This is a genomic window from Neglectibacter sp. CSJ-5, from assembly GCF_032490475.1.
Classification (GTDB): domain Bacteria; phylum Bacillota; class Clostridia; order Oscillospirales; family Acutalibacteraceae; genus Hominenteromicrobium; species Hominenteromicrobium mulieris.
In genome coordinates, this window is sequence record NZ_JAVYJC010000004.1 from 254,580 (window position 1) to 270,681 (window position 16,102).

Consider the following 16,102-nt stretch of genomic DNA (forward strand, 5'->3'; position numbering starts at 1 on the left):
GTATCCGCGTCAAAATTGCAGAATAACGTAAAAAATCTCTCTCGGCTGCGCCGAGAGAGATTTTCAATTTCGAACCTTATTTTACTTTATTTCTGAACTTCGGTACCAACACGGTGGCGAGCACCCAGAACAGCTCGTAGATGACGAGCGCAAATGCGGAAATCTGCTCCACGCCTGCAACGAACGTGAGGAACGCCACAAGCACAAAGCCGATGACGACCGCCGCGTTCTGCATGGCGACGATGAAGCTGATGTTCTTCTTTTCATCAATGCACGTGGAAACAAGGCTCATCATGGATTCCACACGACCCTTTGTGGCGGCATAGGCGTCCACGCGATCCGCAGTGTCGTTCACAAGGTGGTCTGCCGGGCCGTCTTGGCCCGCGCCGATGACATTCACCGCCGTGGCGTCAATGCCGAACAGGCGCGAAATGAACTGCGGCGTAAGGTTCGGGTCTGCCGAACGCAGAATGAGCGAAACGCCGTTCATTTCCATATTCTGCAGCTCCGCTTTCTTCTTACGGTCTGCGTTATAGGTCAGGATGAACATGGCGTAAAGCTCGCCGCCCATTGCAACGTACAAGATCTGTCGGCTGCCCGTCGTGTACTGACTCTCCACATTTTGCTCCGGCGCTTCCACACCGTGCGCAGTCAAAAGCGTACGAGAGCCGATGAGCACCTCTTTGCCGTCCACCGTGCCCACAACGCCGTTTCCGGCCTCAAATGCGGCCTTTTCGACCTCCGGAAGCTCGCCCTCATGCTCGCTGAACACCTGCTCGAACACGCCGCAAAGCGGGCCGCCGAGCTGCTGCACCAACGTGCCGGCAGCCAAAACGGCTTCTTCAAGGCCCTCCTGCTTAAACGGCTTCACCCCGTTCAAAACGACCGTGCCGCGCGGGAAAAGCTCTGTGGAATCAACCAGAACGGCATTTACGGCGCTCATGCGCTTGATACCTTCATAGCCGGAGACCATCGCGCCGCGGCGGCGCAGACGGTGGGAAAGACGGCTCACCGGCAGGTTTACGGCCAGCATGTTCATCACCGCTACACACACGCAGCAGGAAGCCGCCAAAGCCGTAATGGCAAGGGACGCATCTTTCGTGATGACAAGCGCCACCACGCACAGAAGCAGCGAGGAAATGAGGCCCACCGGCGCCAAAACCTGCGAAGAGGTCTCTGCCGGGTCCGGCTCATAAGAAATTTGTAAGAAGCGCTTTAAGAAGCCCGTTTTCTGCTGATACGCGATTGCAGGCTGCGAAATGACGGAGGAACCCGCCATTTTTAAAGACGTGTTGTAATCGTCAAATACGCGCACCGCATATTTCTGCTCGCGGGAAGACACAAAGCGGAAATTCGAGTGGATGCGGCGCAGCATCGTCAGCTTGCCGACGGTATTCAGGAACAGAATACCCGCCGCAATACCGGCGTAAAGGTGGATTTTACCCATGCTGAGCGCAGCCGGCGCAAACAGCGTGCAGAGCGTCTGCACAAAAACCGCCACACAAGCTACCGCAGCGGCAGAATCCGAATTCGCGCGGAACTCAAACAGTGCCTTCAGACCGTTTAAAATCGTTTTCGCGCAGAAGCCGATGGCCACTAGCAGCAGCACAAGCGATAAGATGGTGTAGCCCACTGCACCGGCGGTCTCCGTGTTATTGGCATTGAAGCCGGATTCCGCAATGAGCGACGCCAAAATGAGCACTGCAGTGCTCACGCCCGTTGCAAGCATGCGGATTGTCAGCTCGCGCATCGTCGTGCGCAGGTCGTGCGCCACGCTCTTTGCGTCTGCCGGGCCGGTGTAATCGTCGATGAGCTCGTCGCTGTTTTCGGCGGCTTCCGTGTTTTCGGGCGCTTCGTCCGGCTTTTCCGCAAAGCGAATTTTAAAGCGGTGCGCACCGGCCGCACTGACGTTCTCGTCGTCGGAATACACGCGTGCTTCGCTCAGCAGTGCACTTTGCAAAACATCCGCGTTGATGATGTGCACCGGCAAGTCGCGCTTTCTGTACTGCGTCACGTCCGTTACCGGCACGGAGATCTTCTGCTGCGCAGGCTCTGCCGCTTCTTCGCCGGCGTTCTCGGCGCTTTCCGCAGCCTGCACATTTTCCGCTTTCGGCGCTTGTGCTTCGGGCAGCTGCTCGCCGGAAGCAATGTCCATGCCTTCTTCCGCCTGCGGCTCTTCCTCCGGCTCCGGGCCATTGCTTGAAATATCCTTAAACGCCATCTCGGGCGCGTCACTTTCTTCCGTTTTCGGCGCTGCCGCAGCCTGCTGCTCGGCATTTTGCACCTGTGCAGCCTGCTTTGCCGCGTTTTCCGCCTGCACAGATTCCAGAATGCGGCGCACGGAATCCTCGCTCACCTCCGGCACCACCTTTGCCTGCTGCAAACCAAACGTCTCATTTTCAAGGTCAAGCTTAATCTCCATCGTGTGCGTCTGCGCGTCCTGCAGCATCGCCGTCTGGAAATTCTGCACCTTGTCCTTCGTCTTTTTGTTTTCCGGCACCACAGCGTTCGGGTCATTCATCGCAACGGAGACCGGCACCGGGGCCACAATGCCCAGCTCGTCTTCCACAGCGGAAAGATCCACACCGGCCGTCTCTACGGCCTCGGCCACACGACGGCGACGCTCTTTCTGCAGGCGCTCAAAGTCCTTTGCCACTTCGTCGTCAAGCTCCGCGGTGTTCTCGTCAAACAGCTTGCGATAGCCCTCGTCCTGCGTGGAAATCTCACCTGTGGCATCAAACCCGCGGGTGTATTCGTCAATCGGCTTTAACTGGATGCCGTAGTACATGTCTTCGGCTTCGTTAAAAACCTCTTTCTGCTTCTTTTCGCGGCGGCGCGCCCAAAAACCTTTTTTCTCTTTCTTCTCTTTTTTGTTCTTCTTTTTCTTTCCGGGCTCTTCTTCCTCCTCGTAGGTATCCCACGGGGAGTCTTCTTGCACCTCCACCGGCTGCGGTTCCGCTTCCGGCGCGGGCTGTGTTACCTCTGCCGAGGCTTCCTCTACAGGCTGCTCCGCCACAGCGTCGGGTTCTTCCGTCACCCCGGGCGTTGTTTTCTCCGGCTCTTCCGGCGCGCCGTTGGCTTTCGCCTTGCGCTCCGCTTCCAATATCTCGTCCACCGAGAATTTGCTCTCATCGTTCATGGTTTTGGGTCCTTTCTTTTTCGCCTCAGCCCTTGGCCTTGATGCCCGCGCGCTGCCGCGCAATCTCATAGCAAAGCACGCCGCAGGCCACCGAAGCGTTCAGCGAATTGATTCTGCCCTTCATCGGCAGAGAAACGATAAAATCTGATTTTTCTTTCACAAGTCTGGACACGCCGAAACCTTCGGAGCCGACAACAAGCGCTGCCGGGCCGGAGAAATCGGTTTGGCACCAATCCGTGCCGTCCATATCCGCGGCGTATACCCAAACGCCGCGCGCTTTGATCTCCTCAAGAAATACCGCAATATTCGTCACACGCGCCACGGGGACGTATTCCACCGCGCCCGCAGAAGCCTTGCCGACCGCCGCCGTAAGGCCAACGCTGCGGCGCTTCGGGATAACAACGCCGTGTGCGCCTGCACATTCCGCCGTTCTGAGGATCGCACCGAGGTTATGCGGGTCCGCAATCTCGTCGCACACAAGGATAAACGGCGGCTCGTTTCGGCTTTCCGCCAGCGCAAAAATATCCTCCACCTCGGAGAACGCGTGCACCGCCGCCATGGCGATGACGCCCTGGTGGTTTTCGCCGCCGCACATGCCGTCCAGCTTACGGGAATCCACTTCCTTTACCGGAATGCCCGCCTGCTTTGCCATGCGGAGAATGGACGATACCGAACCGTTTTTCTCCCCGCGCCGCACAAGGATGCTGTCGATGGGTCTGCCCGCTTTAAGCGCCTCCGTAACGGCATTGCGCCCTGCTATGACATCTCTTTCTCTCTCGTTTTCCATGAACAAACCTATTCCTTTCCGCGGCTTCAGAACACGTCTGCGGCCGAAATTCGCAATACTATCGCAGTATATAGTAGATTATAGCATACTTATATTTGTCATTGCAACCGAAACGCGCAATTTAGCGCGGTTTTTGCAGGCGGTTTTTGCGCCTAAAACCGCCGTGTTTTTGGGCAGTTTTTTCGCCGCGCTCTTTTCGTCATTTTGACGGTGCTTTTGCGTGTTCATTTTGCTCGGCATAATTATTCATTCGGGCTGCATATCTTCTCACATCTTGCTGTATATAAGCTGGCCTTTACATTTATACAATCTGTAATATGCACGGCAGAAGTATACACACAGCGAGCTTTCCATAGCGTTTTCCGTTTAAGCTGTGGAAAACTCTGTGGAAAGTGTTAAAAACCCGCTTTCGGTGCTCTTTTTACTTTCCACAGCTTTTCACAATGTAAAATATTATGTAAACTATTCCGTCGAAAATGCCGCTTTTTACCGTTTTTTCACAGAACACTCACGATAAACCGTGTGTAAAATTTGCGTGAAAAGCCTTGTGTTTGCCCGAAAAAATGTCCCTATATATGGTGTTTTTGCGAAAAACAGCGTTTTAATTCCAAATTAGAACGATTTAGGCGAAATCCTAAGCGGCGAGATTTTCCGTTTAAGCACATTTTGTGAAAAAAAGCAAGGCGGCAGGCTTTACACAGTTGTTTTTTCACCTAAAATCGTGTAAAATGAAAATAGCGAGCAGAAAGACACCGGAAAGCCGCGCACTTTTTAGACGTGTCCCACAAAAAAGCGGGGCCGCACAAACCGTAAGCCACGGCAATTAAAACAAAAGACATTTTTCGGATAAACATGCACTGTATACAACTATTCAGAAAAGAGGAACCCAAAATGCGTGAAGACATTTGCTCTATACCGATCAGTGAAATTTTCGAGCCGAAGGACGGCTGCCCGTTCTGCCGCATGCGCGACATGCTCGAGGACCGCATGGCCACCTACATTACCGGCGCGGCTATGATGGAACCCGACGTGCGCGTGGAAACGAACCGTCTCGGCTTCTGCCACCAACATTTTGAGCAGATCTTACAGCGCGGCAGCCGCCTGTCCGTCGCCCTTATTCTCGAAAGTCTCTTAGACGAAGCCGGCAAAGATATCCTGCCCGAGGACGACAAGCTCGCGCCGAAAAAAATTCTCGCCGCCGCAGATCGCCGTGCGCACAGCTGCTTTGTCTGCGAAAACGTTGAGAAAAACATGCAGCACCTCAGCGCCACGGTTATCAAGCTCTGGCAGAGTGAGCCGGAGTTCCGCACACTGTACAGCGAGCAGACGCACATCTGCCTGCCGCATTACAGCTTCATTTTGGCTGCTGCGCAGAAAATGCCGCGTAAAAACTTTCAGCCGTTTGCGGCAGAAACTAAGCGCCTTGCGAAAAACTATCTCGATACCGTCAAGGCCGATACCACCCATTTCTGCCGCATGTTCGATTACCGCAATGCGGGCGGCGACTGGGGCAATTCCCGCGATGCCATTGAGCGCGCCATCACGTATCTGACGAGCCGAGAGCCCACCGTCACCACCAAAACGGAAGGCAAAAACCGTTGATGCGCTTCACCCCGCCCGATGGCGTTTTAAACCTCGCCCAAACGCTCGACTGCGGGCAGTCGTTCCGCTTTTATCCCGTCACGCTCGAAAACAACATTCCCGCATGGTGCGGTGTGGCATTTTCCCGCGGGCTGACCGTCTATCAAGATGAAAATAACGACCTCGTTTTAGACTGCACCGAGCAGGAATTTCGTGACATTTGGTTTGATTATTTCGATTTTAACACAGATTACAAAAAGTCCCGCGAAGTGCTTTCCGCTCTGCACCCCGCGCTGAAAGAAGCCGCCGAATTCGCGGGCGGCATCCGCATTTTAAAGCAAGAGCCGTTTGAGGCGTTGTGCTCGTTCATCATCTCGCAGAACAACAACATTCCGCGCATCAAGGGCATTATAGAGCGCTTGTGTCTGCATTTCGGCGAGCCGTTTCTTTATCATAACGAGACCCGCTACGCATTCCCGACACCGAAAAAATTGGCCTCCTGCACGCCGGAAGACCTCGCTCCGCTGCGCGCGGGCTTTCGCGCGAAATATCTCATCGATGCCGCAAAGCGCATCGCTTCCGGCGAAATCGATTTGGAAGCTGTGCGCAAAATGCCGCTTCCCGATGCCAAAGCGAAATTGCAGACGATTTCAGGCGTCGGCCCAAAAGTCGCGGACTGCGCTTTGCTCTACGGTCTGCACCGCACGGAGTGCTTCCCGATGGACGTGTGGATGAAGCGCGCCGTATTGCTTTTGCCGAGGCTTTCCCCCGCAGATTTCGGTGAAAACGCCGGCATCGCGCAGCAGTACTTATTCCACTATGTGCGCATGCACCCCGAGCTTTTCAAATAAATAATTCGTCCGGGACCGGCGGCAGGTCATCGGGTATCGCCGCCATACTTCTTTTTATGATCTTCGCCATTTCTTCCGGCGTTTCCGGGCAGCCGTACAAAAGCCATTTGCGCGTCACGGCAAAGTACCCCGCTTTCACAAATTCAAAATGATATTCCATGCAGTGCTCGCTCTCGATGCCGAGCCGCCGAAAAAAAGGCTTGAAGACGTTTTCAAACAGCGTCTGATAGCCTTTTTCCAGTTCTGCCGTGCCGAATTTCTCAAAATACGCCCGGTAAAACGCCCTGTCGCGCTTTGCCTCGCGCAGCGTCGCCGCCACATATGCTTCGGAGAAGATATTCGGGTCGCCGTGCATCTCTTCGTGTATCCGCTCTACGGACTCCGTCCATTTCTCCTCTACGATCGCTGTTATCAGCGCGGGTATGTCCGCATAGTGCAGGTAAAACGATGAGCGGTTGATGCCCGTCGCCTCACAAATTTCCCGCACGGAAATTTGATTTGTTTTTTTATTGAGCACCATTTTCGTAAACGCCTTGCGGATGCGCCGGTCGGTCTCCGCAAAGCGTTCGTTTTTCTTTGTGTTCATTTTGCCCTCCATTAACACAACACTCATCGTGTTTTAGCGGTTGTTTTCCAAATCTCCACGTGTTATGCTTATATTAACAGAACAGGTGTTGACTTTATAGTAGCGCATTGCAAACATAAAATCAAGGGGGAAATTCTCGTGAAAACCGAAGAACTTTTTGAACGCGCACCCGTGTGGAAATCCATTTTCAAGATGTGCCTGCCCACCGTTGTCGTTATGCTCGTCATGACCGTCTACAACATGGCCGATATGGTGTTCGTCGGGCAAACCGGCATCGCGGCACAGGTCGCCGCCGTTTCGCTCGCGTCGCCGTTCTTTTTATTGCAGATGACGCTCAGCACGTGGATCGGCGGAGGCGGCTGCACGGTCATCTCCGCCGCACTCGGCGCAAAAAACACAGAAAAAGCCAAAGCAGCCGGCGCAGCATGCGTACTTTTGAGCCTTGTGGGCGGCATTTTGCTCGGCGGCGCGGCGCTGCTTTTCCCAAACGCCTTCCTGCACTTTTTCGGCGCCGATGCCGCCACGTGGGACTACACCGCACAATACCTGCAAATTTTAGCCCTTGGCACGCCCGTCATCGTGTTTTCCAATGTCTTTGCAAACCTCGTCCGTGCAGAGGGTGCCGTACAGACCGCCGTCCTGCTCAACATGCTCGGCACTGTCGCCAATATTATACTTGACCCGCTTTTCATCTCCGGTCTGAACCTCGGCGTACAGGGCGCGGCCATTGCGACCGTCTTTGGCAATATTTTCACCGCCTGCGGCCTGCTTTTCTATCTCCGCCGTCGCGATACCATCTTGACGCTCAACATGCGCAAAGCATTCCACATGCCGCATGTCTTCCGTGAAATTTTTACGCTCGGCATCCCCGGCTCCGTCAGCAACCTTTTGATGAGTGCCGTCAACACGATCACAAACCGCATTGTCATCGCCTATGGGGCCGATACTGTCGCCGAAATGGGCGCGGGCGGCAAAGCGGGCATGATCGTCGCCATGGTCGTCATGGCCATTGCCCTCGGCGTGCAACCCATGTTCGCATATCTGTACGGCGCGGGCAACACTGCCCGCCTGCGCGAGACCTTCCGCAAAAGCAGCATTTTGGCGGTCTCTCTCGGCATCGTGTTAAGCATTGTCTGCTTCATTTTCCGCTTTCCTATCTGCGGCCTATTCTTAAAGGACGAAGCTCTCGTCGCTTCCGCCGCGCACATCACGGCGCTCGGTCTCCTCGGCATGCCGCTTATCGGTGTGTATTATCTTGCGGTCAATTACCTCCAGTCCGTCGGCAAAGCGACGCAGGCTTCCGCGCTTTCCGTTCTGCGGCAGGGTGCCGTTTATGTACCGCTTCTGCTTTCGCTCCATGGTCTGTTCGGTCTTTTCGGCGTGTTTTACGCCGCACCCGCCGCCGATATTTTCTCCACACTTTTAGCCATCTTACTCCTTTACCGCGCCATAAAGAAAGATCTCGTCTCCGCAAAGCCGCATTCGCCCGCAAAAGCCAAAAATACCTTCTATAAATCAAGTGAATTTTCATATTCTGTCCATGACTTTTTCCCTCGCTTCTGTTATACTTTAATATAGAAACCAGTGCAGTATAAGGAGACGGTACGATGGGCGCATTTGTGGAGTTTGAAAATGTATCGAAAATTTATAAAACCGGCGACGTAGAGGTGCACGCCTTAACCGATGCAAGCTTTGAAATTCAAAAGGGCGAATTCTGCGTCATCGTCGGTGAATCCGGCGCGGGAAAAACGACGCTTTTAAACATCCTCGGCGGCATGGATACGCTGTCTAAAGGCACCGTCCGCATGGACGGACGCGACATCAGCCACTTTAACCGCACCCAGCTTGAAAACTACCGCCGCTATGACATCGGCTTTGTCTTCCAGTTTTATAACCTTATCCCGAATTTAACGGCGCTCGAAAACGTGGAAATTGCGGCACAGCTGTGCACCGACGCCATCCCCGCCGAAGACGTGCTCCGCGCCGTCGGTCTCCATGACCGCATGCAGAACTTTCCCGCACAGCTCTCGGGCGGCGAACAGCAGCGTGTTTCCATTGCCCGCGCACTCGCCAAAAAGCCGAAGCTCCTTCTGTGCGACGAGCCCACCGGCGCACTCGATTACGAGATCGGCAAATCTATTTTAAAGCTTTTGCAGGATACCTGCCGCCGCGACGGCATGACCGTCGTCATCATCACGCACAATGCGGCGCTTGCCGCCATGGCAGACCGCATCATCCGCGTAAAAAGCGGCCACATTTACTCCGTTCGCATGAACGAGCACATCACGCCCGTGGAACAGATTGAATGGTAACGCGAAGGGAGCCGGAAAACGCATGACAAAAGCACTCAGAAAAAACACGCGGCGCAGCATTTCGGGCAGCCTTGGGCGGTATATCGCTATCCTGCTCATCATTATGCTGGGTGTGGCGTTTCTCACGGGTCTGCGAGATACCCGTCCCATCATGTCCGCCACCGAGACCGCCTATGTGAAAAATACGAAACTCTACGATCTTCGCCTCATCTCCACCATCGGCTTTGATGCGGACGACGTTGCCGCCGTGCAGAAAGCCGACGGTGTGGTTGCCGCCGCAGGCAGTGTGAATGCCGATTTCATCTGGCAGCACGACAACAAAGAGCGCGTTTACCGTGCACATATGCTGACAGATAACATCAACGAGCCTGTGCTCACTGCCGGACGTATGCCTGAAAACGGCAGTGAGTGCCTTATAGATTCCAGTCGCTTTTCGGAAGGCATGATTGGACAAACGATCGAAATTTCCGACTCCAACGACGAAGATACGAAGAAAAACTTCAAATACAGCACCTACACCGTGGTCGGCCTTGCAGATTCTCCGCTGTACATCCACACGCTGCGCGGCACCACGTCGCTTGGCGACGGCACACTGCAGGGCTTCGTTCTCATCCCGGAAGACGGCTTCGATTTCGAGTATTACACAGAATTATACGTTACCTGCACCGATGAATTCCCGCTATACAGCGACGATTACGACGATTACATCGATACGTTCTCCGATACTGTCGAAGCCGCCGCCACCACTTCCGTCAACGCGCGTTTTGATCGTCTCACGTCCGACGGCAAAGCCGAAATTTCAGACGCCGAGAACGAACTGAACGACAAAAAAGCCGAAGCCGAAACAGAGCTTGCCGACGCCAAAACACAGCTTGACGATGCAAAAGAGACCATCACCTCCGGCGAAGCGGAGCTTGCCGACGCGAAAAAGCAATTGGACGATGCCAAAGCACAGTTGGATGCAGGCGCAGAGCAGATTCAGCCCGGCTTCTCTTCGTGGGAAAGCGCCCTGCAAAGCGGCTTTGACGCATATTACAGCGGCAAGCAGCAATTAGAGGATGCCCTTGCGGAGAGCCAGGCGCAGATCGACGCCGGTTACACGCAGCTGCAGGAAAACGAAAAGCTCTACACTGAAAAATATGCCGAATTCACGTCCGGCAAAGAGCAGTATGAAGCGGGTCTTGCCGCCGCAAAGGACGCCCGCACACAAATTGATGCCGCACGCGCCGACTTAAACGAGAAAAAAGCGCAGCTCACGGCGGGCTTTGCCGCACTCGACGAAGCGCAGGCGCAGCTTGATGCCGTAAAAGATATGCTCGACCCGGCAGAAGCCGAAGCGCAGCAAACGGCGCTCGATATGCAGCGCGCCGCTTTAAATCAAAATCAGACGCAGCTCGACGATGCCGAAGCCGTATTAAACGAACAGGATGCCGCCCTCACCGCGCAGGAAGCACAGCTCACAGAGACCGGCAAGCAGCTCGATGAAGCCGAAACCGCTCTCTCGCAAATGCGCACGCTGCTCGATATCGGCCAAAACGATTACACCGACGGCATAGCACAACTTGAATATCAGAGAAAAACGCAAACCGCAAAGCTTGACGAAGCGTATAACTCGCTCATCACGTTTCAAAACAGCATCAAAGAGTACAACGAGGGCCTCGCTTCGTACAACGACGGCGTAAAAGAGCTCGCCGACGGCAAAGCCGAATACGAAGACGGCCTTAAAGACTACGAGGACGGCAAAAAGGAATTTGACGAGCAAATCTCCGACGCCGAACAGAAAATCGCCGACGCCAAACAAGAGCTCGCCGATTTAAAGAAGCCGGAGCTCTACGTTTTAACGCGCGACACAAACGCCGGCTACGTCTCGTTTGAAAGCGACTCCACCATCGTTGAAAAGCTCTCGGGGATCTTCCCCATTTTCTTCTTTCTCATCGCGGCGCTCGTCTGCTCCACCACCATGACCCGTATGATCGACGACGAACGCACACAGATCGGCACGCTCCGCGCACTCGGATACAGCCGCGGCTCCATCCTCGCAAAATACCTGCTCTATTCCGGAAGCGCCGCCGCACTCGGCTGTGTCATCGGCTATTTTGCGGGCGGCTATGTTTTCCCGTTCGTCATCTGGACGGCCTACGGCATGCTGTATCGCATTCCGGGTTTCGTCATACTGTATGACCCCGTGCTGTTTGTCATCGCGCTTGTGGCGTCGCTTTTATGCTCGGCGGGCACCACATATTTAGCCCTGCGCATCGAGATGCAGAACATGCCCGCAAACCTCATCCGCCCGAAGACCCCGGCCGCCGGCAAACGCATTTTCCTCGAGCGCATCACGCCGCTGTGGAAGCGCCTGAAATTCCTGCACAAGGTCTCCCTGCGCAACATTTTCCGCTTTAAAAAGCGCATGATTATGATGATTCTCGGCATTGCGGGCTGCACCGCGCTGGTGCTCACCGGCTTCGGTATCCATGATTCCGTCGCGAACATCGCAAACTTCCAGTTTGATGATATTCAAAAGTACGATGTCAGCGCCCAATTCTCCGATACGCTGACCGAAGATAAAATCAACGAAGTCGAAAGCGACCACAAATCGGAACTTGACGCCGCCACCGCCGTGCAGATGACCTCCGGTGACGTCACAGGCGACAGCATCACAAAATCCGCTTACATCGTCGCGTCCGACGACCCCGCCATTACCGACATTTTCGATCTGCATATCGACGGCGAGACCGTACCCTACCCCGGCAAAGGCGAAGTGCTGCTCACCGAAAAACTCGCCGAACTCACCGATATCAAAACCGGCGATACCGTCACCGTCTCCGTTTCGGATACGGAAAAAGCCGAGCTCAAGGTCGCGGGTTTAGTTGAAAACTACGTGCAAAATTACCTCTACATGACGGGCGAAACGTACGCCATGGTCGCCGATAAGGGCTACGAGCCGAAAACGCTCCTGCTGCGCGTAAACGACAGCGCAGACGAATATGCACTTTCCGCCGCACTCTCCAAAACGGACGGCGTATCCTCCGTTTCCGTCGTCACCGATACGCGCAATATGATCGACCAAATGATGCAGAGCCTAAACTATGTCGTCGCGCTCGTGCTCATTTCCGCCGGCGCACTCGCGTTTATCGTCCTGTTTAACCTCGGCAACATCAATCTGACCGAACGCGTCAGGGAAATTGCCACCATCAAGGTGCTCGGCTTCCATTCCGGGGAAACCGGCGCGTATGTGTTCCGTGAAAATATCATTTTGTCCATGATGGGCATCGTCGTCGGCCTGCCGCTCGGCGTTCTGCTGCACACATTTGTGCTCATGCAGATCCGCGTCGATATGGTCTCTTTCAAAACTGTCATCGCACCCGTCAGCTTCCTTTTGACCGTTGTCATGGTCGTGCTGTTCACGGTTATCACCGACCTCGTCATGCGCAAGAAAATCGCCAAAATAGACATGGCAGAATCCTTAAAATCGATTGAATAAACAAAAGCTCTGCCGCACCCCGTTGCCGCAGAGCTTTTGTTGTGCCATAATCCAAACGATAAATAAAGTTGGTCGCGTTTCGCCGGAATTCAAAACCGCCACGGACGACCTGTGCTGCTTCATGAGCCTGATTGCGACCATGCTTTTTAAAAACACCCACACCTTCGGCACGTTTATTCAGACATGAGGCATGAACTTCCCGTGCGCCGTGCTGTGGCAAATGTTTTACTGTGGCCCGCTCGTCCGCCTGATTTTTCGCTTGATTTTCAGGGAAAAGAAAAGTAAATAAGCATAGAAAAAATTCTCCCTCGGCTCCACAGCCAAAGGAGAATTTTCTTTATCCCGGCAAAATTTCCGCCAAAATCGCGTTGGAGACCAAAAAGCCCTCCGCGGTCAGCGAGATTCGCTCGTAATTTGCATGTATCAGATTTTTCGGCAAGCGCTTACAACCTTCCAGAACCCCGTCAAACAGCGCACCGCCGTTTTCAAATCGTGTCTCGCAAATCTTTCTTTGCAGCCCCTCGGTCAGCCGAAGCGACAGCATCGCAAATTCCGAAAAGCCGCCGCCCGCGCCGTCGTCTGCGGGCGCATTGCCGTTTAAAAAGCCCTCTAAATCGCGTGGGAAATAAAACCGCCTGCCCTCCATAAAGGAGTGCGCCGCGGGACCGAGTCCCAAATATTCCCCGCACCGCCAATACTGCAAATTGTGTCGGCTCTCTTTGCCCGGCCGCGCAAAATTGCTGATCTCATACTGGGCGTACCCGTGCTTTTTAAGCTCGTTTACGGCAAACAAATACTGGTCTGCCGTGCCGTCCTCATCGGGCAGATTAAGCTCTTGCTTTGCAAACGGCGTACCGGGCTCTATCTTTAAAATATACGCGGAAACATGGTCGGCCTCGAGTGCAGCGCAAAAATCGATCGAGCTTTTCAGTGTCTCCAAGCTCGAGTTCGGCAGGCCAAGCATCAAATCGACCGAAACATTGTCGATGCTCGCTTCTCTCGCCGCCTTCACCGCTTCCCGCACGGTTTCCGCCGTGTGCCTGCGGCCGAGAATTTTCAATTCCGCCTCTTTTGCGGACTGCATACCCATTGAAATACGGTTGAACCCGCCGCATTTCAGCGTTTCAAAAAATGAAACGTCTACATCCGCCGGGTTGCACTCCGTCGTGATTTCCGCGTTTTCGGCAACATTAAACTGCTCTTTCACTTTTTCGAGCACGCGGCACAGTCTTTTCGCACCGAACACACTCGGCGTACCGCCGCCAAAATATACCGTATGCAGCAGCCGTTCGCCGTATTTTTCACCGTACACTGCAAGCCGCGCACACAGCGCCGCCAAATAGCGGTCAAATACGTCGTCTTCTTCCGGCCGCGCGGAGTAGAAATCGCAATACGGGCACTTGCTTTTGCAAAACGGAATGTGGATATACAGCGAAAACGGTTTATTCATCGAGCTTCAGAACCGCCATAAACGCCTCCTGCGGTACTTCTACCGTGCCCAGCTGGCGCATACGCTTCTTGCCTTCCTTCTGTTTTTCCAGCAGCTTCTTTTTACGGGTGATGTCACCGCCGTAGCACTTCGCCAAAACGTCCTTGCGCATCGCTTTAACGGTCTCACGCGCGATGATCTTGCCGCCGATGCACGCCTGCACCGGCACCTCAAACAACTGGCGCGGAATTTTCTCCTTCAGCTTTTCCACCATCTTGCGAGCGCGCGGGTACGCCTTTTCCGCGTGGATGATAAACGAAAGCGCGTCCACCACTTCGCCGTTCAGCATAATATCCAGCTTCACAAGCTCGCTCTTGCGGTAGCCGATGAGTTCATAGTCAAACGACGCATAGCCGCGCGTGCGGGATTTCAGCGCGTCGAAGAAATCGTAGATAATTTCATTGAGCGGCAGCTCATAGTGAATATCCACACGGTCGGTGTCAATGTATTTCATATCCTTGAAAATACCGCGTCTGTCCTGACAAAGCTCCATGATGTTACCCACAAATTCTGTCGGGGAGTAAATGTGCGCGTTCGCAATCGGCTCCTCCGCCAGCGCAATGTGCGAGGGATCAGGGTAATTCGTCGGGTTATCGATGGAAAGTTTTGTGCCGTCCGTCTTTGTAATGTGGTACACAACGCTCGGCGCGGTTGTGATGAGGTCAAGGTTATATTCTCTCTCCAGACGCTCCTGAATGATCTCCATGTGCAGCAGTCCCAAAAAGCCGCAGCGGAAGCCGAAGCCGAGCGCCACGGAGGTCTCCGGCTCAAACGTCAGCGCCGCGTCGTTCAGCTGCAATTTTTCGAGCGCATCTCTAAGGTCTGCATAGTGTGCACCGTCTGCCGGGTACACGCCACAGAAAACCATCGGCTGCACCGCGCGGTATCCGGGCAGCGGCTCTGCCGCCGGTCTGTCCGCCAGCGTAATGGTGTCGCCCACGCGCGCCTCGCGCACGTTTTTGATCGATGCCGTAATGTAGCCGACTTCGCCCGCGGAAAGGCTCTTTGCGGGCTCCAAAGACGTCGCGCGCAGAATGCCGCACTCCACCACGGTGAACTCACTGCCCACCGCCATCATGCGGATGGTGTCGCCGGGGTGCACCGTTCCCTCTTTAATACGCACATACGCGATAACGCCGCGGTATGCGTCATAGTAGGAGTCGAAAATCAGTGCGCGCAGCGGCATGTCCGGGTCGCCCTGCGGTGCGGGAATATCCGTCACGATTTTCTCCATAACGGCTTTGATGTTGAGGCCCGTTTTCGCGCTGATGCGCGGCGCGTCCTCTGCCGGAATACCGATGACGTCCTCAATCTCCGCCGCAACCTTGTCCGGGTCCGCGGAAATCAGATCGATCTTGTTCAATACCGGTACGACCTCAAGGCCTGCGTCCACCGCAAGGTACGTGTTTGCAAGCGTCTGCGCCTCAATGCCCTGAGAAGCGTCCACCACCAGTACCGCGCCCTCACAGGCCGCAAGTGAGCGGGAAACCTCGTAGTTAAAGTCCACGTGGCCCGGGGTATCGATAAGATTGAACGTATATGCCTCGCCGTCGTTCGCGCGATAGACGAGCGTCACAGCATGCGCCTTGATGGTGATGCCGCGCTCGCGCTCCAGATCCATGTTGTCGAGGATCTGGTCTTCCATGTCGCGCTTCGCGACCGCCTCGGTCTGCTCCAAAATGCGGTCGGCAAGCGTGCTTTTGCCGTGGTCAATATGTGCAATGATGCTGAAATTGCGAATTTTACTCTGTTCCAAGCGTGATTCTCCTCTTTAGAAGTATACATGGTTAAGTATAGCATTTTCACGGCATTTACGCAATGACTGCTTTTGAAAAAGTCCGCATTTTAAGGTACTTCACACCTTGCGCTTTTCTGC

The 16,102-nt window shown here is 54.4% G+C and carries 10 protein-coding genes; 5 read left to right on the forward strand and 5 right to left on the reverse strand.

What is annotated here, in order from left to right; translation table 11 throughout:
- Window positions 1–76: 76 nt before the first annotated feature.
- Together R2K26_RS10095 and rlmB are read right to left on the reverse strand one after the other, a co-directional pair.
- Entirely contained in the window at window positions 77–3,139 is a 3,063-nt protein-coding gene (locus tag R2K26_RS10095; protein WP_316520467.1) for a hypothetical protein, read from the reverse strand.
- Window positions 3,140–3,164: 25 nt separating this feature from the next.
- Window positions 3,165–3,926 (reverse strand): 23S rRNA (guanosine(2251)-2'-O)-methyltransferase RlmB, encoded by a 762-nt coding sequence (rlmB, locus tag R2K26_RS10100; protein WP_176819565.1) that lies wholly within the window; start codon window positions 3,924–3,926, stop codon window positions 3,165–3,167.
- Between the two features lie 891 nt (window positions 3,927–4,817).
- Between rlmB and R2K26_RS10105 the strand changes: the two genes are divergently transcribed.
- Both R2K26_RS10105 and R2K26_RS10110 read left to right on the forward strand, forming a co-directional pair.
- Window positions 4,818–5,528 carry a DUF6062 family protein gene (locus R2K26_RS10105; protein ID WP_176819566.1) on the forward strand — a complete coding sequence of 237 codons (711 nt, stop codon included), beginning with the start codon at window positions 4,818–4,820 and terminating at the stop codon, window positions 5,526–5,528.
- Window positions 5,528–6,358: a DNA glycosylase gene (locus R2K26_RS10110; RefSeq protein WP_316520885.1), complete on the forward strand. Its 831-nt coding sequence runs from the start codon at window positions 5,528–5,530 to the stop codon at window positions 6,356–6,358. The genes R2K26_RS10105 and R2K26_RS10110 overlap by 1 nt, the downstream gene beginning before the upstream one ends.
- On the opposite strand, the gene R2K26_RS10115 is transcribed toward R2K26_RS10110, so the two are convergent.
- Window positions 6,351–6,944: a TetR/AcrR family transcriptional regulator gene (locus R2K26_RS10115; RefSeq protein ID WP_316520477.1), complete on the reverse strand. Its 594-nt coding sequence runs from the start codon at window positions 6,942–6,944 to the stop codon at window positions 6,351–6,353. The two genes, R2K26_RS10110 and R2K26_RS10115, sit on opposite strands and share 8 nt — an antisense overlap.
- A gap of 138 nt (window positions 6,945–7,082) precedes the next feature.
- On the opposite strand from R2K26_RS10115, the gene R2K26_RS10120 reads away from it, so the two are divergent.
- From R2K26_RS10120 to R2K26_RS10130, 3 genes are read left to right on the forward strand one after another with little or no spacing between them, the layout of a single operon-like run.
- The gene (locus tag R2K26_RS10120; protein ID WP_316520483.1) at window positions 7,083–8,522 is read left to right on the forward strand and encodes an MATE family efflux transporter; all 1,440 of its coding nucleotides are present in this window, start codon (window positions 7,083–7,085) and stop codon (window positions 8,520–8,522) included.
- Between the two features lie 29 nt (window positions 8,523–8,551).
- A complete protein-coding gene (locus R2K26_RS10125) occupies window positions 8,552–9,256 on the forward strand; it encodes an ABC transporter ATP-binding protein (RefSeq protein WP_316520487.1) in 705 nt (234 codons plus the stop codon).
- A 22-nt stretch (window positions 9,257–9,278) separates the two neighbouring features.
- A complete protein-coding gene (locus R2K26_RS10130) occupies window positions 9,279–12,737 on the forward strand; it encodes an FtsX-like permease family protein (RefSeq protein WP_316520488.1) in 3,459 nt (1,152 codons plus the stop codon).
- Window positions 12,738–13,074: 337 nt separating this feature from the next.
- On the opposite strand, the gene hemW is transcribed toward R2K26_RS10130, so the two are convergent.
- Window positions 13,075–14,187, reverse strand: coding sequence for a radical SAM family heme chaperone HemW (gene hemW, locus R2K26_RS10135; protein WP_316520490.1), 1,113 nt, complete (start codon window positions 14,185–14,187; stop codon window positions 13,075–13,077).
- A complete protein-coding gene (lepA, locus tag R2K26_RS10140) occupies window positions 14,180–15,982 on the reverse strand; it encodes a translation elongation factor 4 (protein ID WP_176819572.1) in 1,803 nt (600 codons plus the stop codon). Before lepA ends, hemW begins: the two co-directional genes overlap by 8 nt.
- Between the last annotated feature and the right edge of the window lie 120 nt (window positions 15,983–16,102).

Excerpts from the sequence above, each read along its gene's own strand:
- R2K26_RS10095 (WP_316520467.1), bottom strand. The coding sequence starts at position 3,139 with ATGAACGATGAGAGCAAATTCTCGGTGGACGAGATATTGGAAGCGGAG.
- rlmB (WP_176819565.1), bottom strand. The coding sequence starts at position 3,926 with ATGGAAAACGAGAGAGAAAGAGATGTCATAGCAGGGCGCAATGCCGTT.
- R2K26_RS10105 (WP_176819566.1), top strand. The coding sequence starts at position 4,818 with ATGCGTGAAGACATTTGCTCTATACCGATCAGTGAAATTTTCGAGCCG.
- R2K26_RS10110 (WP_316520885.1), top strand. The coding sequence starts at position 5,528 with ATGCGCTTCACCCCGCCCGATGGCGTTTTAAACCTCGCCCAAACGCTC.
- R2K26_RS10115 (WP_316520477.1), bottom strand. The coding sequence starts at position 6,944 with ATGAACACAAAGAAAAACGAACGCTTTGCGGAGACCGACCGGCGCATC.
- R2K26_RS10125 (WP_316520487.1), top strand. The coding sequence starts at position 8,552 with ATGGGCGCATTTGTGGAGTTTGAAAATGTATCGAAAATTTATAAAACC.
- R2K26_RS10130 (WP_316520488.1), top strand. The coding sequence starts at position 9,279 with ATGACAAAAGCACTCAGAAAAAACACGCGGCGCAGCATTTCGGGCAGC.
- hemW (WP_316520490.1), bottom strand. The coding sequence starts at position 14,187 with ATGAATAAACCGTTTTCGCTGTATATCCACATTCCGTTTTGCAAAAGC.